Origin of the sequence: Algoriphagus formosus (assembly GCF_002807035.1) — a bacterium.
Classification (GTDB): Bacteria; Bacteroidota; Bacteroidia; order Cytophagales; family Cyclobacteriaceae; genus Algoriphagus; species Algoriphagus formosus.
Window position 1 is genome coordinate 1,111,666 of record NZ_NIUC01000002.1, and the last position, 21,118, is coordinate 1,132,783.

19 protein-coding genes are annotated in these 21,118 nt (G+C 42.4%); 11 read left to right on the top strand and 8 right to left on the bottom strand.

Annotated features, from left to right (window positions below):
* Positions 1-5 precede the first annotated feature (5 nt).
* Positions 6-389, top strand: coding sequence for a DUF2306 domain-containing protein (locus CDH51_RS11040; RefSeq protein ID WP_100628623.1), 384 nt, complete (start codon positions 6-8; stop codon positions 387-389).
* Here CDH51_RS11040 and CDH51_RS11045 read toward each other — a convergent pair.
* From CDH51_RS11045 to CDH51_RS11060, 4 genes are all read right to left on the bottom strand, one after another.
* Positions 386-1,915, bottom strand: coding sequence for a cryptochrome/photolyase family protein (locus tag CDH51_RS11045; protein WP_100628624.1), 1,530 nt, complete (start codon positions 1,913-1,915; stop codon positions 386-388). The two genes, CDH51_RS11040 and CDH51_RS11045, sit on opposite strands and share 4 nt — an antisense overlap.
* A 58-nt stretch (positions 1,916-1,973) precedes the next feature.
* On the bottom strand, positions 1,974-2,984 hold the full coding sequence (locus tag CDH51_RS11050; protein WP_029661174.1) for a PorP/SprF family type IX secretion system membrane protein: 1,011 nt from the start codon (positions 2,982-2,984) through the stop codon (positions 1,974-1,976).
* Between the two features lie 896 nt (positions 2,985-3,880).
* Complete coding sequence (locus CDH51_RS11055; protein ID WP_100628625.1) at positions 3,881-5,947, bottom strand: T9SS type B sorting domain-containing protein; 2,067 nt, start codon at positions 5,945-5,947, stop codon at positions 3,881-3,883.
* A gap of 465 nt (positions 5,948-6,412) precedes the next feature.
* Complete coding sequence (locus tag CDH51_RS11060) at positions 6,413-7,441, bottom strand: phenylalanine--tRNA ligase subunit alpha (RefSeq protein ID WP_100628626.1); 1,029 nt, start codon at positions 7,439-7,441, stop codon at positions 6,413-6,415.
* A gap of 190 nt (positions 7,442-7,631) precedes the next feature.
* On the opposite strand from CDH51_RS11060, the gene CDH51_RS11065 reads away from it, so the two are divergent.
* From CDH51_RS11065 to CDH51_RS11080, 4 genes are all read left to right on the top strand, one after another.
* On the top strand, positions 7,632-8,192 hold the full coding sequence (locus tag CDH51_RS11065) for a fasciclin domain-containing protein (protein ID WP_100628627.1): 561 nt from the start codon (positions 7,632-7,634) through the stop codon (positions 8,190-8,192).
* 127 nt (positions 8,193-8,319) lie between these two features.
* The gene (locus CDH51_RS11070; RefSeq protein WP_100628628.1) at positions 8,320-9,120 is read left to right on the top strand and encodes a DUF4382 domain-containing protein; all 801 of its coding nucleotides are present in this window, start codon (positions 8,320-8,322) and stop codon (positions 9,118-9,120) included.
* The gene (gene ribD, locus CDH51_RS11075; protein ID WP_100628629.1) at positions 9,120-10,145 is read left to right on the top strand and encodes a bifunctional diaminohydroxyphosphoribosylaminopyrimidine deaminase/5-amino-6-(5-phosphoribosylamino)uracil reductase RibD; all 1,026 of its coding nucleotides are present in this window, start codon (positions 9,120-9,122) and stop codon (positions 10,143-10,145) included. Before CDH51_RS11070 ends, ribD begins: the two co-directional genes overlap by 1 nt.
* Positions 10,138-10,620 carry a GAF domain-containing protein gene (locus tag CDH51_RS11080; RefSeq protein ID WP_100628630.1) on the top strand — a complete coding sequence of 161 codons (483 nt, stop codon included), beginning with the start codon at positions 10,138-10,140 and terminating at the stop codon, positions 10,618-10,620. The genes ribD and CDH51_RS11080 overlap by 8 nt, the downstream gene beginning before the upstream one ends.
* Positions 10,621-10,624: 4 nt before the next feature.
* Here CDH51_RS11080 and CDH51_RS11085 read toward each other — a convergent pair whose 3' ends face one another.
* Entirely contained in the window at positions 10,625-11,233 is a 609-nt protein-coding gene (locus tag CDH51_RS11085; protein ID WP_100628631.1) for a thiamine pyrophosphokinase, read from the bottom strand.
* Positions 11,233-12,207 (bottom strand): dipeptidase, encoded by a 975-nt coding sequence (locus CDH51_RS11090; RefSeq protein WP_100628632.1) that lies wholly within the window; start codon positions 12,205-12,207, stop codon positions 11,233-11,235. The genes CDH51_RS11085 and CDH51_RS11090 overlap by 1 nt, the downstream gene beginning before the upstream one ends.
* A gap of 100 nt (positions 12,208-12,307) precedes the next feature.
* Between CDH51_RS11090 and CDH51_RS11095 the strand changes: the two genes are divergently transcribed.
* The 4 genes from CDH51_RS11095 to CDH51_RS11110 all read left to right on the top strand — a co-directional run bounded on the left by CDH51_RS11095 (position 12,308) and on the right by CDH51_RS11110 (position 16,240).
* Positions 12,308-12,820 (top strand): 3-hydroxyanthranilate 3,4-dioxygenase, encoded by a 513-nt coding sequence (locus CDH51_RS11095; RefSeq protein WP_100628633.1) that lies wholly within the window; start codon positions 12,308-12,310, stop codon positions 12,818-12,820.
* 144 nt (positions 12,821-12,964) lie between these two features.
* On the top strand, positions 12,965-14,251 hold the full coding sequence (kynU, locus tag CDH51_RS11100) for a kynureninase (RefSeq protein WP_100628634.1): 1,287 nt from the start codon (positions 12,965-12,967) through the stop codon (positions 14,249-14,251).
* 24 nt (positions 14,252-14,275) lie between these two features.
* Positions 14,276-15,628: an FAD-dependent oxidoreductase gene (locus tag CDH51_RS11105; protein ID WP_100628635.1), complete on the top strand. Its 1,353-nt coding sequence runs from the start codon at positions 14,276-14,278 to the stop codon at positions 15,626-15,628.
* Positions 15,629-15,631: 3 nt separating this feature from the next.
* Positions 15,632-16,240 (top strand): nitroreductase family protein, encoded by a 609-nt coding sequence (locus tag CDH51_RS11110; protein WP_100628636.1) that lies wholly within the window; start codon positions 15,632-15,634, stop codon positions 16,238-16,240.
* A gap of 35 nt (positions 16,241-16,275) precedes the next feature.
* On the opposite strand, the gene CDH51_RS11115 is transcribed toward CDH51_RS11110, so the two are convergent.
* Positions 16,276-16,806: a DinB family protein gene (locus CDH51_RS11115; RefSeq protein ID WP_100628637.1), complete on the bottom strand. Its 531-nt coding sequence runs from the start codon at positions 16,804-16,806 to the stop codon at positions 16,276-16,278.
* Positions 16,807-16,883: 77 nt separating this feature from the next.
* Between CDH51_RS11115 and gldD the strand changes: the two genes are divergently transcribed.
* A complete protein-coding gene (gene gldD / locus CDH51_RS11120; protein ID WP_100628638.1) occupies positions 16,884-17,456 on the top strand; it encodes a gliding motility lipoprotein GldD in 573 nt (190 codons plus the stop codon).
* Here the strand turns inward: gldD and CDH51_RS11125 are convergent.
* Positions 17,453-19,228, bottom strand: coding sequence for a sodium:solute symporter family protein (locus CDH51_RS11125; RefSeq protein WP_100628639.1), 1,776 nt, complete (start codon positions 19,226-19,228; stop codon positions 17,453-17,455). The genes gldD and CDH51_RS11125 overlap by 4 nt on opposite strands.
* A gap of 277 nt (positions 19,229-19,505) precedes the next feature.
* Between CDH51_RS11125 and CDH51_RS11130 the strand changes: the two genes are divergently transcribed.
* Entirely contained in the window at positions 19,506-20,996 is a 1,491-nt protein-coding gene (locus tag CDH51_RS11130; RefSeq protein WP_100628640.1) for a choice-of-anchor I family protein, read from the top strand.
* Positions 20,997-21,118 lie beyond the last annotated feature (122 nt).

Consider the following 21,118-nt stretch of genomic DNA (forward strand, 5'->3'; position numbering starts at 1 on the left):
AGCCAATGGTCTATGATATTTTAATGTACCTGCACTTAGCCACCGTAGTTCCATGTGTATTTATGGGTGCTTATTTATTATTCGCCAGGAAAGGTGGACTTTTTCATCGAAAGTTGGGTGCCATTTACATGGTCTTGATGGTTATCACTGCGATTCTGGCTTTGTTTATGGAGGCACGTGTTGGACCCGTTTTTCTAGGACATTTTGGTTGGATTCACCTTTTCTGCTTTCTGGTGCTATGGACTGTACCGACAGCTTTCTTAGCCATTCGAAAAGGAAAAGTAAAAAGCCATCAGCGTAAAATGGTGTTGCTGTACATCGGTGCAATTTTGATCGCTGGAGGGTTTACCTTTTCGCCTGGAAGATTCCTTCACGAGCTCTTTTTCTAAAGCTCATTAATATTGGAAAGATAGCTCTCCGCCTGATCGAGTATTTCCTGCTTGTTTTTGAGTTTATCAAGTGTCCGGTAGGCCATTCCGATTCGAGGATTCTTCTCTAATTTCTCTCGATTTCTTTCATAAAAATGCCAATACAGGCTATTGAATGGACAGGATTTGTCCCCCACTTTTTCTTTGGGACTGTAGGCACAATGATCACAGTAATTGCCTTGTTTTTTAATGTAATTGGCAGAGGAAACATACGGCTTGGTGCCAACGATTCCACCATCTGCAAATTGACTCATGCCCCGAGTATTGGTGATCTCCACCCACTCAATCGCATCGATGTAAATACCCAAATACCACTGATCAATCTCATCGGGATGGATTCCGGCAAGCAGTGCAAAGTTACCAGTAACCATCAAGCGCTGAATATGATGTGCATAGGCCAAATCAAGCGATTGACCGATGGCCTCCGAAAGACACTTCATTTTGGTCTTTCCGGTCCAAAACCAGTCTGGAAGCTTACGATCATGCCCGAAGAAATTCATCTCTGCATAATCGGGCATTTTGGCCCAATAAACCCCACGCATATACTCCCGCCAACCGATGATTTGGCGGATAAAACCCTCTACTTGGGAAATGGAAATCTTATCTCGATGACCCTCCCAATATTCTTCCACTGTTTGCACGACCTCAAGGGGAGAAAGCATTTTGCTGTTCATCGCAAAACTTAACCTGGAATGGAATAAAAAGGCATCCCAGGTTGACAAAGCATCCTGATAATCGCCGAAATGAATCAGTAGTTTTTTGCAGAAATAGTCCAAAACCTCTAGGCATTCCTTTCTGCTCGTGGGCCATGGGAAATTTTCAGCATCTACCTTCCCGATGGTTTTCACACCGGATTTTTCAATCACTTCCAATAGTCCCGAAAGATCCTTTGAATGCGTTTTGGGTTTTTTCAAAAGCTTAGAATCCTTGAGAGCAGAGCGATTTTCGTGGTCAAAGTTCCATTTTCCCTCCACAGGTTCCTTACCATCCATAAGGATGTCATATTTTTTTCGCATCTCCCGATAGAATGACTCCATCAGGTAGGTTTTCTTTCCTTTGAAAAACTCTTCCAAAAATGTCCTTTTGGTGAGAAAATGCTCTGAATCGACCGAATCGGTAGAAATTTTCAGGTTTTCGCAAATTGAGCGCAATTGCTCGTCGAGGCGGTATTCATCAGGCAGTTGGTATTCAAACTTTTCGATCCCTTCATCATCCACAAGCTGTTGAATCAATTTTTCTAGATCCTGAGGATTTTTCGGATCATCTAATTTGAAATAGCGCATTTGATGGCCCTGACTTTCGATTTCGGAAGCAAAATTCCGCATCGAGTCAAAAAAGGCCAAGACTTTTTGAACGTGGTGATTTACATAATCCGTCTCCTGTCGCATCTCGGCCATGAGGTAAATGTGATCATCACTTTTCTTCTCAAACCAAGAATGCGATTGATTCAATTGATCTCCAAGAATTAAGCGTAGCGTTTTTGGCATAAAAAAAGGGCTTTATGATAATTAAAGCCCTTTTAACCAACCATTGTTTATGAGAAACTTAATATTTGAAGCAAGGCATGGAGGACTTTCGACCTGCACCTTTGGCATTACCTGCAAGGAAACTATATCGAATAGAAATTTCGTGAGCACCACCGGTATTTGCATTGCCCAATGATGAAAGTGTAAAGTCATGACTATAACCCACATCCAATCCTCCACCTAGCGAAATACCTACCAATGCGATGACTGCTTCATTATTTGGAAGAGCGCTTTGTCCAACAGGGATTCCTCGATACCAAACTCCAAGAACTAATGGCTGGATATTTACTTGTGTTCCTAGATCAAGCTGCGTGAAGGGTCCTTGATTCTTGTAATTGAAAGCAAAAGTCAACTCTCTCGTTCCTGTTCGCTGATTGAAAAACTGTCGAGAATTTCCTCCTGAAAGATCAAATTTGACTCCACCGTGAGCAGAAAGTTTGAGCGGCAACTCGCTGATTTCTCCCTCGATGAATGAAATGTTTGGCTGGGTTACATGGTGTGCAGAAGCTCCAAACCAAATATTTTCATTGTGGAAAAGCATTCCGAAGCTATAGTCCACAAACTGATGACGCATATCTTCTCCTAGGTTTTCACCCGAAAAATCACCAATTGCACCTGTTTGATCATCTATCTGACTACCAAAAATCATATCGCCGAAATAGGCATCTCGATCTTGGTAGCTTACCTGACCACCTACACGAAGAAAGGAACGGAAGCCTAAGCGAGCACGGTAAGAATAAGCAGCACCAATTTCCGTAATGCTTAAATTGGCCATGCTTTGATCAGACTGGTTGAATATCAAACCCACTCCACTATTTGCTCCAAAAATATAATGATCAATATAGGCAGAATACGAATTGAAGGACTGATCCAATCCTGGCCACTGGTTTCGATAATTGACACCAATCTGAGTCATCTCAGTAGATCCGGCCATAGCTGGATTGAGGTAGAGTGGATTAGCATAGAACTGAGAATACTGCACATCCTGGGCATGAAGGCTCAGGCTGACAATACATAAGGCGATCAACAAATAAAGCCTTCGTAATAATCTTTGCTGATTATGATGAGGCTTGAGGTTTTCTACTTGAAGAGATTCAAATGCAAACTCAGCCAAGCCATCAGATTTGATTACCCCATCCTGAAAAGGAGCGGAAATCGATAATTGATATGGTAGCCGTGTGTTTTTCACTTTTGAAGAATTTCAGGATGGTGTTTTTGATTTATGAATCGAATATTTTGTATTTCATTTTTTAGAATATTATTTTATGTAAATCATATACAGCAAAATGATATTCTATTAATTGCCTTGTTCGATTTAAATATATGTACATTATTCTTTAAAACAAGCATTTTCAATTGGCTCGAAAAAATGAAATGCAGCTAAAAATTGTCTTATTTTTCTTCAAATTATACCATTATCAAAAAAGGTCATAAATGAAACTTTTTTCTGGATATGAAATGAAATTGTCTTGAAAATCAGGCTTAAAAAAAATTTGAATTTTTTTAAAAAAAATAATTTGGAAACAGCCTAACAGTCAGAAAATCATTTGATTTACTGTATATTATAAAATTTTTCGGCCCGTCTGGAATCTTACTTTATAGAAGAAATCACCTCAAAAAATTGTAAGAGCCCCGAATAAATGAGAATCAGTTTTTAATCAGCTGTATCATTTACTTAAATGCTTTCTTCAAAAAAATATCGAAAGCATAAATTGTGTAGGAAAGAGCTAGTAAGTATTTAGGCTTTGACCATCTTGAATGAATAGAACAAGCGCGAAAAAATATTAACCTATTTATCCAGGATGGGAGCCAATAGCTTTGCAATAGCTGGAGGGGATAAAGTTCAAAAGCTATCTAGAGCCTGAGAAATACTCCAACTGAAAATTATCAAAGCAAGAGAAAAGGAAACTCTTCTCTTACTCTGATTTATCGGATTAGGGTGACTCCTCCTGTTTTCTCCTTTTGGTTGGAGTCTTGGTCGGTATAGGTGATTCGATAGAGGTAGTTCCCAGCAGGTAGGAGTTGACCTTTATAGGTACCGTCCCATCCTTTGCTTTCCGGGGAATTGGTGAAGAACATTTTCTCTCCCCAAGTATTGAAAATCTCCAGAGTGAAGGAATTGATATTCTTAATTTTAGGGATGAAGGTATCGTTTAGCCCATCTCCGTTTGGAGTAAAGGCGTTTGGAATCACTACCTGCGCTTCAGCGGTAATTACCTGAACACTGCTCACCTCATTGGTGGAGCAACCAAAGATATCATAACCGGTAAGTTTCACTTCGTATGTCCCTGGGTCTTGGTAAACGTGGATTGGATCTTTTTCTGTGGAAGAAACACCGTCTCCAAAGCTCCATTCCCACGCGATTATCTCTGGACTTATTTGACTCTCAAAAAGGATTTCTTCATCAATAAATACCTCAGGCTCTGTGGTAATTTGAAGCTTTCTGTACTGAAAGTCTAATCTTCCACTTTGATTGATTTGAGAAGGAAAATCAAGAACTGCAGAAACATTTGAACTACAACCCGTGGCGTCAGTTACGGTCACTTCCACGACACCAGCTTGGAAATAGTTGATTTCTCGAGTGTTCTTTTCCCCTGAACTCCAAGAAATCGTGAAAGGCTCCTTGCCTCCTGTGATGGAAACCCAGGCATGACCGGTGACACTTCCTTGCTCACAGTTCACATCTAGTGCAGATTCTATTCGAGCAGTGACAGCTTCAGATTGAGATACACTATAACTTCCGCTAATAGCACATCCCGACTCATCAGTTATGCTTACTTCATAAGTACCGGCAGCTAAACCTGTTCGGTTCAATTCACCAGATACTCCATCTGCCCATGTCACGGTGACTTGGCCCTTGCCTCCTTTATGAGCGATTTTTATTGCTCCGTCTGCTTCGCCGGTACAGCTTTGATTTGTAATCTCAATTAGATCCAGGCTCAAAGCAGATTCAGCTTTCAATTCTACTTGCTGATCTATAAAACAACCAGAAGCATCGACAATTCTAGCAGAATAAATTCCCGCGGGAAGGTTTTTCAATTCCGCTCCACTGGCCCCATTATTCCAAGTAATCGTATAAGGCGCAGTACCACCAATTACATTTAGATCGATTGTACCATTGGAATCAGAAGAGCAACTTGGATTGATTACTTCTGCTTCTACTTCCATGGACTTGGGCTCTTCCACTTTGTAAGAAGCCTGCATGGTACATCCTCCTTGATCCTGAATAAGTACTTCGTATACTCCAGCAGATACATTTGAAAGATCCTTTGACTTTACCCCATTACTCCATGTATAAGTGTATGGTGCTTGTCCGCCAGAAACATTCAAGGTAATAGACCCATCATTTTTACCTGCACAGCTTGCATCAACAACCGATTCAGTAACCTGCATCCCAGCCTCCTTTGAGTTGATTTGAAAACTCATAGACACATCACAATTGTATCTATCGGCTACTGTCACTATATAAGTTCCTGGCTTCAAGTCATTAGCCTCCCAAGAATCCTGAAGACCATGGCTCCAAGTCACTTTATATGGCTCACCACGACCGATTTTGACGGAAATCTTCGCTGAGCCATCAGCAGAAGAACCGCAAGATGCGTCAGTTTTTTCGACTGGATTGAGGATGAAAGGAAATGGAGGCTGTACCACTATATTTTCAATGTGCTTCAATCCTTGAGAATCTGTAATCTCAACTGTGTATGTTCCGGCAAAGAGGTTACCTCTGTTTTGAGTTGTTTCTTTAGTGTTCCATAGGAAAGTATAAGGAGGTACTCCTCCAGTCACGTCCAATATGATAGAACCTTTTTCACTGTGTGAACATAGAGCAAGCTTTCCACTTACATCGACTTGGATTCCGTTAAAACTCAAGATCCGGTCATTCTCGGATTTTGGAATTTCAAAGGCATATTGTCCAAGGGCGGTGGAAACCACGACTAAGCTCAAGAGGAGAGCTAGTGTTAGGAAATGATATGTGGTTTTAAAGCTTTTCAATTAATGTAGATTTCAACAGGTCTATTTTGCCTTATGAATTGATATTTCTGTATTTCAAATTTTAGAATATTATTTTTTGTATATCGAATACAGCAAAATGATATTCTAAATATTCTTCTATTCGATGGAAATTTATATCATTTATTCTTTTGAACAAGTGATTTTTATCATGGCCAGTAAATCAAATCCAGCTAAAAATTGTCTTATTTTTCTTCAAATTGTACCATTATCAAAAAAGGTCATAAATGAAGCTTTTTTCTAGTGATAAAATGTAAAAGCGCTGAAAATCAAGGGTGAAAAAAATTTTAAAATTTTTTCAATTTTTTTTGAAAAATGACACTACTGACTGATAAACAAGGCCTTTCAAAGGAGATTCATAGAAATACATCCCATATCAGAAAAAGTAAAAACCACAAAAAAACCTCTTCCATATGGAAGAGGTTCTTGATAATTTGAAATGCTACATTAAAGTAGGGGTCTGAATTGCCTCAGGAACCTTACATCGTTTTCAGTGAAAAGCCGAAGATCCTTGATTTGATACTTCAACATGGCAATCCGCTCGATTCCCATACCAAAGGCAAAGCCGGTATATTTTTTCGAATCGATTCCGCAGTTTTCCAAAACGTTAGGATCAACCATGCCGGAGCCGCCGATTTCGACCCAACCAGTACCCTTGCAGACATTGCAACCTTTGCCTCCACAAAGCAGACAAGAAATATCAATTTCTGCACTAGGTTCTGTGAAAGGGAAATAGGATGGTCTGAACCGAACTTTTGTCCCTTTTCCAAACATCTCCTTGGCAAAGTGATAAAGCGTGTTTTTCAGATCAGAGAAACCTACATTCTCATCTACGTACAAACCCTCGACTTGATGGAAAATACAATGTGCTCGAGCAGAGATGGCTTCATTGCGATACACTCTCCCCGGAGAAAGCGTACGAATCGGTGGCTTTTGATTTTCCATCACCCGCACCTGCACGGAGGAAGTATGAGTTCGCAGCGCGATATCCGGGTTTTTTTCGATGAAAAAGGTATCCTGCATTTCCCTTGCCGGATGGTTCTCCGGGAAATTCAGCGCGGTGAAGTTATGCCAATCGTCTTCGATTTCAGGACCTTCCGAAAGGTTGAAACCGATACGTTCGAAAATCTCAATTATTCGTTGTCTTGTAGCCGTAAGTGGATGAATTCCCCCTACGGATTGATTAGAGGGCGGCAAGGTAAGATCCAAATCAGCAGACTTAGACTTTTTTGAGGACTCATTGACCCGATCTATAAGCTCCTGAAATTTTGCTTCAGCCGCCTGCTTGACCCCGTTGATCAGCTGCCCATATTCGCGCTTCTTTTCATTAGGGATTTTGCCCATTTCAGCAAAAAGTTCGCCCACGACGCTTTTCTTGGAAATGAATTTCATCCGAAAAGCTTCCAGTTCTTCTTTATTCTTGGCTCTAGCCTGAGCTATCGCTTCTTTGATGGCTACTATTTTGTCCTGATTCATGGAAATTTATTCTAAAGGCACAAAGCTACAATTTTTAGCTTTTTGAGCAGAATTCAAGGTAATTCATTTTTAACATCTTCCGAATTGCGGGAATATTCTTTCGCTTATTTCAAAAAAATCTCCTCCTCATCGATCCAAAAGATTTACGGGCCTCGTAATTCCTTCCAAATCAAAAAAAACATCATCAATTATGAAAAATTTCTTAAAAACAGCGCTTTTAGCATTTGTATTCCTCAGTGCAAACTTGGCTTTTGCTCAAATGGAAAAAACCGTCGAAGTAGGCGGAGCCCCTATGTACCCTTCTAAAAATATCGTGGAAAATGCAGTGAACTCTGCTGATCACACCACGCTTGTGGCAGCCGTAAAAGCTGCCGGACTGGTAGAAACATTACAGGGAAAAGGACCATTCACCGTATTTGCTCCTGAAAATTCAGCTTTTGAAAAGCTACCTTCTGGAACGGTAGAAACCTTACTAAAGCCAGAAAACAAGGGCCAATTGACAGCTGTCTTGACCTATCATGTAGTAGCTGGAAAGATGGGATCAAAAGATATCGCTGCGGCAATCAAAAAAGGAAATGGAAAAGCGGTATTGACTACCGTGCAAGGAGGTACCCTGACTGCTTGGATGAAAGGTAAAGATCTGTACATCACCGATGAAAATGGTGGGCAGTCCAAAGTAACGATCGCAGACGTGTGGCAGTCAAATGGAGTAATCCATTCTGTAGACAGCGTTGTCCTACCAAAAATGTAATAGGTTGTAGTTGATTTGGTTGTAAAGTCCGATTGGGATGTTCTCAGTCGGACTTTTTTATTTGATTGAATCATAAGTTCTTTTTGGGCACTTGCCGGGAAGCGAAGATTTGAACTAACTTTGTCCTGTGCGAAATCTACTGCGTTCGATTATCGGCATTCTAGCCATCTCCTTTTCTTATTCCTGCTCTGACCTTTCCGATGAGCCAAGAGCATTGCTCAATTTGGTCTTGGTAGATGCGCCTCCTGCCTATGATTCTGTTTTTATAGAAATTTTGGGGGTGGATGTCCGCATGAATGTAGAAGGAAGGGATACCGAGGAGCAATCATTTTTTATTCCCTATGAATTGGGAGATAAGCGGGTTCGTGTGTCAGACCTAGTGGGCGGCGAAGTTTTATTGCTTGGACGAGGAACCTTACCTCCCGGTAGAATTATCGAGCTCGAAATGAGATTAGGGACAGATCATTCGCTATGGGAAAATGAAAACGTGTATCCAATTGCACTTCCTACAGACGAAGAGGCACTTGTCAATATTCCTGTCACATTGGATCTGGATGGAGGGCTCTCTTATGATGTGATTTTGGATTTTGATCTTGAAAAATCGATACAGACGACTCGTACGGAGCCTTTTGCCTTTGCACTTACACCCGCTGTGACTGCCATTTTGCCTGGGACATTTGGGGAAATTCAAGGAAGCCTTTCTCCGACTACCCTTCGACCAGCCATCACCGCCATCCAAGCCGGTGATAGCATTAGCACACATGCTAATTCCGCTGGGACATTCCTCTTTAGGTTGGAGCCGGGAATATATGATCTATACCTGGATCCAAAAGATGAAGCCTTTCTGGCAGATACAATCCGCGGTGTTGAAGTAAGACTGCGTCAAACACTGACTTTGGATAGGATAAACTTTCGATCGAATCTCTGATGGAAAATCCGGCCAACTACATGAGAAGGGCCTTGGAGCTCGCCGAATTAGGACTTGGCACAGTCAGTCCCAACCCACTCGTGGGATGTGTGATCGTGCATCATGACCGGATCATCGGAGAAGGCTACCATCAAAAATATGGAGACCCTCACGCAGAGGTCAATGCCATACAATCTGTCAAAAATCAAGACTTACTTTCCGAAGCAACCGTCTATGTCACCTTGGAGCCTTGTGCCCATTACGGTAAAACGCCTCCCTGTGCCAATCTGCTGGTAGAGAAACGAGTAAAAAAAGTCGTGATTGCCGCCATGGATTCTAATCCATTGGTCGGTGGCAAAGGGATAGAAATTCTCAAAAGTGCAGGAATCGAGGTAGAAACCGGACTTTTGGAAGCAGAGGCCCGATGGCAAAATCGACGGTTTTTTACCCAGATCGAAAAAAATCGTCCCTACGTAATCTTGAAATGGGCACAAACTTCTGACGGTTTTGTCGCCAGAAAGGATTTCTCCTCCAAATGGATCTCCAATCCTATCAGCCGGCAATTTGTCCACAGATGGCGGGCTGAAGAAGATGCTATTTTGGTAGGAAAAAATACAGCCTACTATGACAACCCCAGCTTAAATGTTCGTGACTGGAGCGGAAAAGATCCTATCCGGCTTGTCATTGACCCCCAACTCCGCCTAGACCCTCACTTGAAAATTTTTGACCAAAGTATCCCGACCATCTGCTATAACCTGCTTAAAAATGAGCAGGACCAAAACCTCGAGTTTGTAAAGCTTACACCAAATTTTCACCCCAAAGAAATTTTGGCTGACCTACAAAAAAGAAAAATCCAGAGTGTGATCGTAGAAGGTGGAGCTTTTGTATTAAAAAATTTCCTGGATGCCGAACTTTGGGACGAGGCTCGGGTGTTTACAGGATCATCAAGATTTGGGGAAGGAATAGAGGCACCAAAAATGCACCAAAATCCCGACCGGCAAATTTCGATTCAGGAAGACCTTTTGTCCTATTATTTCCATGTCTGAAAATCTATTTATCCCTACCGAAGCCAGCAAGGCCGAAAAATACGAAGCCATTCTTCCACAGATCGAAGCGCTGATTTCGGGAGAGCCTGATCTCTATGCCAACTTGGCCAATATCTCTGCAGTACTCAAGCAGGGCTTCGACTTCTTTTGGGTAGGTTTCTATCTCGTGAAAGAGGAACAGCTTGTATTGGGACCATTCCAAGGACCTATCGCATGTACAAGAATTGCTTTTGGAAAAGGAGTCTGCGGAACTGCCTGGAAAGAAGGAAAAACGCAATTAGTTCCTGATGTGGATGCTTTTCCAGGACATATTGCCTGTAGCTCAGCTAGTCGTTCGGAGATCGTGGTTCCTGTTCTGAAAAGCGGAGAAGTTAAAATGGTCTTAGACGTAGATAGCGATCAGCTGAATGATTTTGATGAAGTGGATCAAGCATATTTGGAACAGCTATGTCAGAAGCTTTCCGACACTCTTTAATTGATCAGACTTCTTCTCCAATCCAAATTAAAGTTGCAGCTGAGAATTCAGTAAATCCCTCAGGCAATTCTATTTGAGTGACAAATTCCAAGGGCAAAATCATATCCATTTCAGAGTTTCTGATTTGAACAGGAAGGCCATTGGGACCAAAGATCTCCACCGTCGTCGCTGGAAACCACTTTTTGAAACTTCCTCCCTGTACGGGATAATATTTCCTTCCCTCATCAAATAGAGTCAAATCCATTATGTCCAGAAATTCATCCAACTGCTTGGAATCCTGTCTGGAAAAACCGATCAAATGAGCCGCTTTGTGATCCGAGGCAAGCAAATAGTGCAATGCTTCCTTCATATGTTCACCTGATTGACTTACCAAAAACCGAAGCGGGTACTGCTCCTCCAATAGCTGAGTATTTTCATTTCGAAAGCGCTCTGAACTGATAATGACATCGATTTTGATGCCCCAGGACAGCACTTGGTCAACCGCCTCCTCAGCTACCAAGACGGTAGGCACCCACTCAAGAAGTCCGGAAAGCCGTTCCCAAGAAAAGTCCTGAAGGTCCAAAATCACCAAGGCGGGTTCCTGTTGCTCTTTGACGAAATGATGTGAAGACATTAGCTGAAGAGGTTTTGATAGAAGTGAAGAACATTTTTGTAGGCGAGTTTTTCCAATTGCTCGGCAGAGAGATTTTCAGCCAAGGCCTCCAAAATTTCAGGATACTTAGAGGCATTTTCGGCAAGGGGAAAGTAGAAAGGATGTCGACTTTTATCCGGAAAATCCTGAGTATAAAAGTAGTCTGCTCCAAAACTCTGCGCATTTTCTCCTCCGATCTGAAAGCCGTGCAAAATGTGCTCAAAAAGCCGCTCTGGAACGTCATTATCTAAGAATGCCCGTAGAAAATTAACCCCAATGATCCCTTTTCGACGAATAATTTCCTGTGCAAATTCATCACTCAGATTCCGTACATGATCCCAAATGGCTCGATAGTTTGAATGGCTAGCAATGATAGGGGACTGTGGCTGATGCTGATCGATATGATTCAAAATCCCCTCTGCCAGGAGGTCAGAACTATGAGAAAGATCGATGGGGATATTTCTCTCGATCAAAAGGTCGAGCAATCTCCGCCCGTCATCTTTTAGGCCGATTCCCTCGGTGTAATTTCCTCCACCAAATCGATTTTCGGTATGGTGAGTCAAACTCACATATGCCAAACGTCCAACTTTGGATAGAATCTCCTCGAGTTGTCGCTCTATGGCTTCCCATGATGAATTTTCCTCCCCCAAGCCAGCTGCATTCTCAATGGAGGCAAGGGCTGCAATTGGACCGGAAGATTTCCAACTTTGCGCTTGAAATGCGGAAAAAGCTTCTTCATCAATTAGCGATTGGAATATTTCTGCTTGCTTTAGCGCCAAATCCATGGAACCCGGTCGCACATCGGTGTAAATTGCTAAAACCTGAAGGTGAACATTGCCTTTGCGCAGCCAAGGTAAAGCACAGGCAATATCACTTTCATTGGAGGGGCTTGCTCCGGGAATCTTCGCCAAGTAGGATAGCAAATCACAATGAAGGTCAAAAATCGGTAGATGCATGGGATTTGGGTTTGAAGCAAAGTAAATCAAAAAAATGCGTGTTTTTTAATACTTTTAGCCCCTTGATGAGTTAGAGTTTCAATGACCTTAAAACAAAACTATGGCACTCTCTTCCCCCTTTAATTTCAAAAAATGGATTGACGACAACCGACACTTGCTTAAGCCGCCCGTGGGAAATCAGCAAGTTTACAAGGGAAATGATGACTTTATCGTTATGGTAGTCGGTGGTCCCAATGCCAGAAAAGACTATCACTATGAGGAAGGGGAGGAATTCTTCTACCAATTGGAAGGTGACATTGTGCTGAAAGTCATCGAAGATGGCAAACCCAAGGATATTTCTATCAAGGAGGGGGACATCTTTCTTTTGCCTCCACGGATTCCTCATTCTCCACAACGACCTGCCAATACGGTCGGTCTTGTCATGGAGCGATATCGCAGACCGGGTGAGAAGGACGGATTCCTATGGTTTTGCGAAAAGTGCAATCACAAACTTCACGAAGAATATGTCGAGCTTACCGACATTGTCAATCAACTACCTCCGATTATGGAGCGCTTTTGGAGTAATGATGAATTAAGGACTTGCAAAAAATGCGGTACTTACATGGAGAAGTAAACCTTTTCCTTTCAAAAACTCTCTAATCCTATCTTCTTTTTCCCATGAAATCGACACGATTAAAATCATCATTAAACAAACAGAGAAATGATGATATTAATCGTCAAAGATTCCATCTGACCAATAAAAATTAAAAATTAACAGATGAAAACACTTTCCTATTCATATACTGAAGCTTTCGCTCAAGAAATGGATCAAAATGATCCACTTCGAAAATTCAGAGAGCACTTTTTCTTTCCGAAAGTCAATGGTCAGGAGGCACTTTATTTCTGTGGTAATTCGTTAGGGCTTCAGCCAAAATCTGTGAAAGATTACCTGAATAAGGAATTGAATAACTGGGCTGAAATGGCAGTAGACGGTCATTTTCACGGAGAAGATGCCTGGTATCACATTCGCAAAAAGTCCAAACCAGCATTGGCAGAAATACTTGGAGCGCAGGAGCATGAGGTAGTGGCGATGAATAATCTCACGGTCAACCTCCACTTATTAATGGTGACTTTTTATCAGCCCACAAAAGAGCGATACAAGATTCTGATTGAGGCTGGAGCATTTCCCTCCGATCAGTACATGCTGGAAAGTCAAGTCAAGTGGCATGGATTAGACCCGGAAACTACCATCATCGAAATTAAACCCAGAGAAGGGGAGCATACGCTGAGAACGGAAGATATTGTGGCGGAGATCAAGCGACACGGAAAAGAACTTGCCTTGGTCAACATGGCGGGACTTCAATACTACTCCGGACAGCTTTTTGACATGAAGGCCATCACCAAAGCAGCTCACGAGGTAGGGGCACTGGCAGGTTTTGACCTGGCGCATGCTGCTGGAAATGCTCCGCTATCCCTTCATGATTGGGAGGTGGATTTCGCTACTTGGTGCAGTTACAAATACCTCAATTCCGGTCCTGGTAATGTCTCAGGCATCTATATTCATGAAAAATATGCCGAGCGGCCTGACCTCCCTCGATTTGCAGGATGGTGGGGCCATGATGAGGCACAACGGTTTTTAATGGAGAAAGGCTTCATTCCCATGTTTGGGGCAGATGGCTGGCAATTGGCCAATTCCAATGTGTTGGCCTTGGCTGCTCATCAGGCTTCCTTGGATATTTTCCATGAAGCAGGAATCAAAAACCTGAGAAAAAAGAGTGAGCTTTTGACTGGATACTTGGAATTTTTGATCCGTGAAATCAGCGGAGAATCAGGGATTTTGGAAATTATAACCCCAGAAAACCCAAGTGAACGCGGCTGTCAGTTATCTTTGCTGATTCATCAAGGCGGGAAAGCCGTCTTCGATGAGTGGTATCAGCATGGTGTAGTGGGAGACTGGCGCAACCCCAATGTCATTCGTCTTGCTCCTACTCCACTGTATAACAGCTTCATGGATGTGTTTCGATTCGCAAAGATTTTGGAACAATCCCTCAATAAATTCGCTTAAAAGAGCGAAGGAAATCTTTCCAAAATGAAAAAAGAAGAAATAACCATCCTGGGTGCCGGACTGATCGGAACCCTGATGAGTATATACCTCCGAAAGCAAGGCCTTCCTGTCAAAATCTATGACAAGAGACCTGATATGCGGAAAAGCAAGCGATACGAAGGTGGTCGCTCCATCAATATGGCGCTAAGCCATCGAGGATGGAAAAGCCTCGAAGAGGTAGGTCTCAAGGATCGGGTAATACCCCTTGCAATTCCCATGTATGGGCGAAGAATTCACGATGAACATGGTGGAACCTCTTTGATCCCTTACGGAAAAGAAGGCCAAGCCATCTACTCTATATCTCGAGGCAAATTCAATCAACTTTTGGTGGAGGAGGCAGAAAATCTGGGAGTTGAGATGCTCTTTGACCATAAGTGTGAGGAAGTGGATTTCAGAGATCAGACTATTCATTTTTCTGGACCTGAAGGAAATTTCAAAAAAGAAGCTCCTGTGATTATTGGGGCTGATGGGGCCTATTCCTCCCTGCGGATGTCAATGCAAAAGCAGATTCGATTCAATTATAGACAAGAATACATTAGCCATGGCTACAAGGAACTGACTATACCTGCTACTGCGGATGGAGAATTTGCCATGGATCCCAACGCGCTTCACATTTGGCCTCGGGGAAAATTCATGCTTATCGCGCTCCCAAATCCGGATAAATCCTTCACTTGCACGCTGTTTTTACCTTTTGAAGGCACTAAGGTTTGCTTTGACAAAATAAACGATGCAGGAGATCTAAAATCCGTTTTTAAAGCTTTCTTCCCTGACGCATACGAATTGATGCCAGACTTGACGGAAGAATATTTTAAAAACCCCACTTCTGCGCTGATCAATGTCGAATGCTATCCATGGGTACAGGGCCATAGCCTTTTGATTGGGGATGCCTCTCACGCCATGGTACCATTTTACGGACAGGGGATGAATTGTGGCTTTGAAGATTGTCGTGTGTTAAATGGCTTGATCAATAAATACGGTCACAACTCTTGGGATTTGGTTTTTGAGAAATTCCAGAAAACCAGAAAGCCTGATACCGACGCCATCTGCCAATTGGCAATGGAAAACTTCGTTGAAATGCGGGACACTGTTGCAGACCCCAAATTTCTGATTCGGAAAAAGATCGAAACAAAGCTGAACGAGCTATATCCGAAGGATTGGGTGCCACTTTATTCCATGGTGACTTTCTCCGATATGAGCTACTCTGAGGCCTATGCTCAGGGTCAATTACAAGATTCAATCATGCGCCAAGTGATGGCAGATCCATTAATTACTGAAAATTGGAACCGATTGGACTACGAGGAGATTATCAACAAAATGGAAACCGCTAAAGCAGTCTAACAAATGGAAAAACCAAATTTCAACGTAGAAGAAGTTAATAAAATCATTCGTGGACGTAGATCCATGTTTGTGGCACAGTTTAAGGAAAATGATCCTGTCGATGATGCCATCATCGAAGAAATGCTCGAAAATGCCAATTGGGCACCTACGCATAAGTTGACCCAGCCTTGGAGATTTATTGTTTACACTGGAGCCGGGCTGAAAAAATTCGCGGATTACCAGGCAGAGCTTTACAAAAAGCGCGCTGAGAAAAATGGTACTCCGTTCATTGAAGCGACTTATAATAAGTTTAAAGAAAATCCAACCAAAGCATCCCACGTTATCGCCATCTTGATGAAGCGAACTGAGAGTTCTGGACTACCACTGATGGAAGAGATTGCTGCTACCGCGATGGCTGTTCAAAACATGTATCTAACTGCCTCAGCGCATGGACTAGCTGCCTATTGGGGTACAGGAGGTCCTACTTTCTGGGAGGAAGCCCGGGAAGATTTTGGATTAGAAGGTGAAGATATGCTGATGGGCTTTTTCTACGTGGCTAAGCCTGCTAGCGATCGCTGGCCCACTGGCAAAAGAGAACCCATTGCCGACAAGGTCGGATGGATTAGAGAATAAAAAATAACCGCTGAAAAACTCAGCGGTTATTTTTTTTAAAATCCTACAAATGCCGGTGGTTGCGCGCCATTTGCCCGAAGATAGGCTATCGCAGAGCCCCTGTGATGGGTGCTGTGATCCATCAGGAGAGCCATCACCTGTCTTCTGCTTACATTATTTCCAAAGACTTCGATGACTTCCCCTGCTTTATCCGCAGGAAGAGCCTGAATCGTAGATGCGCCATAATCATAGCATTTAGCAATGTAATCTGCCAAATCTGCTTTGCTGGCAGTTGCCAAATCAATTGAAAACCCGGGATCCTTTCCCATCAGAAATCCTTGTGAGATTCCAACGATCGCTGTTCCGATGTGATGAATTTGTTCCTTAAAGCTCATCGCCTCAGGGTCGGTTTTGTAATCCATCCCATCGTCTGGCATCGCATTGAGCACATCAATGGTAAACTGCTTACTATTATTCCACTTGGACATGAATTCCTCCATGGTCGTTTGTGCCTGAAGAGAGGAGGAAAATCCTAAAATCAAAAAGGCGGCAAGGGATAAAAACGGAAACTTAAAATGATTTTTCATTTTCGTACTGGCTTGGTTAGATGTTAAAGTTCCATGATTCACCGTGGAAATCAAACACAAAGGGCTAATTTTACCAGATGAGGAAACTGCTGTTCACCCTTATTTTCCCGATTTTCCTGACGGGCTGTGAAAACACCTTCCTGCCGAAACCCAAAGGGTACAACCGGATCGATCTTCCTGAACATCTTTATCAGAAATTGAACGGTGATTATGCTTACACCTTTGATTATTCGGTTCACAGTAAAGTGGAGCCGGATTCTTTCAATCTTCAGGAAAAAAATTGGATCAATCTCAACTATACGGATTTTGATGCCAAGGTACATTTGACCTACAAAAACATCGACGGAAAGGCTGATTTTCGATCCCTTTCGGAAGATGCTTTCAAGCTTACTGCCAAGCACCAAATCAAAGCCTACGGAATAGAAGAGTCTATCCTTCGAACACCAAATGGCTATACTGGCGTCGTCGCTGAACTCAAGGGCGAGGTTCCAACCCAATTCCAGTTTTTTGTCACTGACTCCACTGAGCATTTCCTCAGAGGTGCCTTGTATTTCCAAACAGCGATGAAAAACGACTCACTTTCGCCTTTAATCGAGTACATTAAAATCGATTTAGCGAATTTGATGAATACGGTAAAGTTTGAAGATTAACGCAGGTTTTTCCAAGACAAGAGCACAATACCACCACTTATCACTGAAATTAGGGTTGCGATCATGGCATTTACGGATTCGCCATAAAGCCAAAACCCGGTAGCAAATAGGGCAGAATAAATCATAATCGATCCTATCAGCATCAAACCTATTTCCTTTGGAAGCTGACCCATATCCTGCTTTTCTTCCGGATAGCGATCAAGCACTTTTTTCCAGCCAAAAGCTGCTGGATGCACTTTTCTGTAGAATTTCAGAAGAATCTCATCCTTTTCCGGTTGGGTCAAAAAGGTCACCAACAACCACCCCACAGTCGTGATAGATACGGAGTATACCAACTTCAAATAAGCCTGATTATCTGGAATGTCAATCAAACCTAGATTTGGATTGATCACCTCAAAGAAAATGGCAACCACAAAGGAAATAGCCATAGCTGAAATCTCTGTGTAAGCATTGATTCTCCACCAAAACCACCGAAGAATAAAGATAAGGCCTGTTCCAGCACCTATCTGCAGGAGAATATTAAATGCTCCCAATGCAGAAGAAAGTGCTAGAGCTAGGAAAGCTGATAAAACCATCAAGCTGACGGTAGAAATCCTACCCACGGCTACCAACTCTTTGTCCGAGGCCTCAGGCTTGACAAATCGCAGGTAAAAGTCATTTACGATATAGGAGGAACCCCAATTCAAATGCGTAGACAAAGTGGACATCACCGCCGCAATTAGCGATGCGAGCACAATCCCAATTAAGCCCGTCGGCAGATAGGTCAGCATAGCCGGATAACCTAAGTCATCTCCAAGCTTGTCCACAGCTACATCCGGGAAAGCAGCCTGCATATCGGAGATATTTGGGAAGACGATCAATGAAGAAAGTGCAATAATAATCCAAGGCCAAGGACGAAGTGCGTAATGTGCAATATTGAAAAACAAGGTAGCACCAACTGCATTTTTTTCATCCTTCGCAGAGAGCATTCGCTGAGCGATATATCCCCCTCCACCTGGCTCCGCTCCAGGATACCAAGTCGCCCACCATTGGATGGCAATAGGAAGGATGAAAAGCGGGATATAGACATTGGGATCATCAAAATCAGGCACAAAGTCCAATTTGTCCGAGACATTCGGGTGGCTGAGTAAATTCTGTAGGCCTCCAACCTCAGGAAGGTCCAGGATGAAATAAGCCGCCCCAAAGGAGCCGATAATTGCTATGAAAAACTGGAAAAAGTCTGTCAACAAGACCCCTTTCAACCCACCTAAAGAGCTATAGATTACTGTCACCACAGATGCCATCAAAAGCGTCTGCACAGGAGAAAGACCCAGCATGACTCCCCCGATTTTAATTGCTGCCAGGGAAACCGTAGCCATGATGACCACATTGAAGAAGACTCCTAGGTAAATCGCCCGAAAAGCACGTAGAAAGGCCGCTCCCTTACCTGAATACCGCAATTCGTAAAACTCCAGATCAGTCGTGACCTCAGAACGTCTCCAAAGCTTGGCATAGACGAAAACTGTCAACATACCTGTAAGCAAAAATGCCCACCAGGCCCAGTTACCACTAACACCATTTTTACGAACTATATCCGTGACCAAATTGGGCGTGTCTGCAGAGAAAGTCGTCGCCACCATACTCACCCCCAAAAGCCACCAAGGCATATTTCTACCCGAAAGGAAGAATTCCTTGGCAGAAGAGCCTGCTTTCTTTGAAGTGAAAATTCCGATCAGAAGCGAGATTATGAAAAAGGCTGCGATGATGGCCCAATCAATAGCGGTGATATTCATAGGTTTCTGGGAAAATTTTTTCCAATAAACAAATTTTTACCCAAACAGCTTTAGACTTTTTTAATAAATTTTAAAAACTATTAATTAATCAGGGTTTACTCTTACAGAAATTTCAGATTATAGGAGAATGGACCTTTAAGCAATCATTAACTTTTCATGATATTAAATTTAAAAAAACGAGTAATATTAATTTTTTATTAACCTGAAAATCAGGACTTAACATATTTCCTTGTAGTATTTTTCAAAATGATATTTAAACCATAAACTTTTATTAATCATGAAAAAACTACTTGTACTTGCTGTTGTAATTAGCACAATGGCTTCTTGTTTTGATCGAGGTGGACGAGGTGTTCCTACCCGAATAAATTTTGCTGAAGTATCTCAAATTGATATCGGTGGAGAAGCTGCGGCAGAGATTTCTACTTTTGATCCTTCAACCAATCAGCTTTTTGTGGTAAACAACAGTGGTTCCACAAAAGTAGATATCGTTGACTTCTCCGATCCTTCAAGCCTCTTATTGATTGGATCAATCGATATGTCAATTTATGGAGGGGGCGTTAATTCAGTTGCATCCAAAAATGGCCTTTTGGCTGTAGCTATGGAAGCTTTCACCAAAACAGACAATGGTTCGGTGGTTATTTTTGAAACATCCAACCTTTCAAATCCTATCCAAATTATTCCTGTTGGAGCATTGCCGGATATGGTGACCTTCAGCCCGAATGGACGCTACATTGTAACTGCCAACGAAGGGGAGCCAAATGATGATTATACAGTGGATCCTGAAGGGTCAATATCCATCATTGATGTGGATATGGGGTATTCTGTGCAAACGGCTGGATTTTCAGCTTTTGAAGGACAAAAGGCTTCTTTAATGGCAAAAGGCTATCGTGTATTTGGTCCAAATGCAACTTTGGCACAGGATACTGAGCCGGAATATGTAGCCATCGACTCAAAGTCCCAATTTGCTTATGTAACCTTACAAGAAAACAATGGAGTCGCAAAAGTGGATCTAAACTCCAAAACCATCGTAGATATTTTTCCACTTGGTGTGAAAGATCATTCGAGAAGAGGAAATGAAGTTGACTTAAGTGATAGAGATGGAGGAATCAACCTCCAAAACTGGCCTATGTCAGCCTATTATCATCCGGATGCAATCGTCTCCTACACTGTCGGAAATGCAGAGTTTTTTATCACCGCAAATGAGGGTGATGCGCGGGATTATGATGGTTTTTCTGAAGAAGAAAGATTGAAGGATGTTACTCTTGACCCAACTGCTTTTCCTAATGCGGCTTTCCTCCAGGAAGATGAAAATATGGGTCGATACACCATCACCACCATAGCGGGAGACAAGGATGGAGATGGAGACCTTGATGAAATCTTTGGATTTGGCGGTCGTTCTTTCACCATTTGGAATACTAGCAGAGGAGTTCGTTTGAATGATTACAACAAGCTAGAAAAAGATGTTATTGCCACCAACCCTGCGTTCTATGATGATGGTCGAAGTGACAATAAAGGAGTAGAACCGGAATCCGTAGAGATCGGCGTCGATAGAGGAAGAACTTATCTTTTTGTAGGCCTAGAGCGTGCAGATGCTGTAGCGGTTTACGAACTCCGAGGAATAGGCGGCGTCAATTTGGTGCAAATCCTAGAAACTGGAGATGCTCCAGAGGGTGTATTGTTTATCTCCGCCGGAGATAGTCCAAATGGCAAAGCAACCTTGGTTGTCAGCTCTGAAGGAGATGGTGTTGTAAGAGTATATCAGAATTAACCGGAATTTATCATAGCTTCTTTCTAAGGCTGCTTTAATAGCGATTGACATTTTTCCTATTCATCGCTTTTAAGGCAGTCTTTTTCATTTTCCTCGAAGAAAAAAATCTGCCTACTTTTGGC

Coding starts and splice junctions, on each gene's coding strand:
- CDH51_RS11065 (WP_100628627.1), top strand. CDS start 7,632: ATGAAAAATTTCTTAAAAACAGCGCTTTTAGCATTTGTATTCCTCAGT.
- CDH51_RS11130 (WP_100628640.1), top strand. CDS start 19,506: ATGAAAAAACTACTTGTACTTGCTGTTGTAATTAGCACAATGGCTTCT.
- ribD (WP_100628629.1), top strand. CDS start 9,120: ATGGAAAATCCGGCCAACTACATGAGAAGGGCCTTGGAGCTCGCCGAA.
- CDH51_RS11045 (WP_100628624.1), bottom strand. CDS start 1,915: ATGCCAAAAACGCTACGCTTAATTCTTGGAGATCAATTGAATCAATCG.
- CDH51_RS11090 (WP_100628632.1), bottom strand. CDS start 12,207: ATGCATCTACCGATTTTTGACCTTCATTGTGATTTGCTATCCTACTTG.
- kynU (WP_100628634.1), top strand. CDS start 12,965: ATGAAAACACTTTCCTATTCATATACTGAAGCTTTCGCTCAAGAAATG.
- CDH51_RS11060 (WP_100628626.1), bottom strand. CDS start 7,441: ATGAATCAGGACAAAATAGTAGCCATCAAAGAAGCGATAGCTCAGGCT.
- CDH51_RS11085 (WP_100628631.1), bottom strand. CDS start 11,233: ATGTCTTCACATCATTTCGTCAAAGAGCAACAGGAACCCGCCTTGGTG.
- CDH51_RS11105 (WP_100628635.1), top strand. CDS start 14,276: ATGAAAAAAGAAGAAATAACCATCCTGGGTGCCGGACTGATCGGAACC.
- CDH51_RS11080 (WP_100628630.1), top strand. CDS start 10,138: ATGTCTGAAAATCTATTTATCCCTACCGAAGCCAGCAAGGCCGAAAAA.
- CDH51_RS11110 (WP_100628636.1), top strand. CDS start 15,632: ATGGAAAAACCAAATTTCAACGTAGAAGAAGTTAATAAAATCATTCGT.
- CDH51_RS11095 (WP_100628633.1), top strand. CDS start 12,308: ATGGCACTCTCTTCCCCCTTTAATTTCAAAAAATGGATTGACGACAAC.
- CDH51_RS11125 (WP_100628639.1), bottom strand. CDS start 19,228: ATGAATATCACCGCTATTGATTGGGCCATCATCGCAGCCTTTTTCATA.
- CDH51_RS11115 (WP_100628637.1), bottom strand. CDS start 16,806: ATGAAAAATCATTTTAAGTTTCCGTTTTTATCCCTTGCCGCCTTTTTG.
- gldD (WP_100628638.1), top strand. CDS start 16,884: ATGAGGAAACTGCTGTTCACCCTTATTTTCCCGATTTTCCTGACGGGC.
- CDH51_RS11040 (WP_100628623.1), top strand. CDS start 6: ATGGTCTATGATATTTTAATGTACCTGCACTTAGCCACCGTAGTTCCA.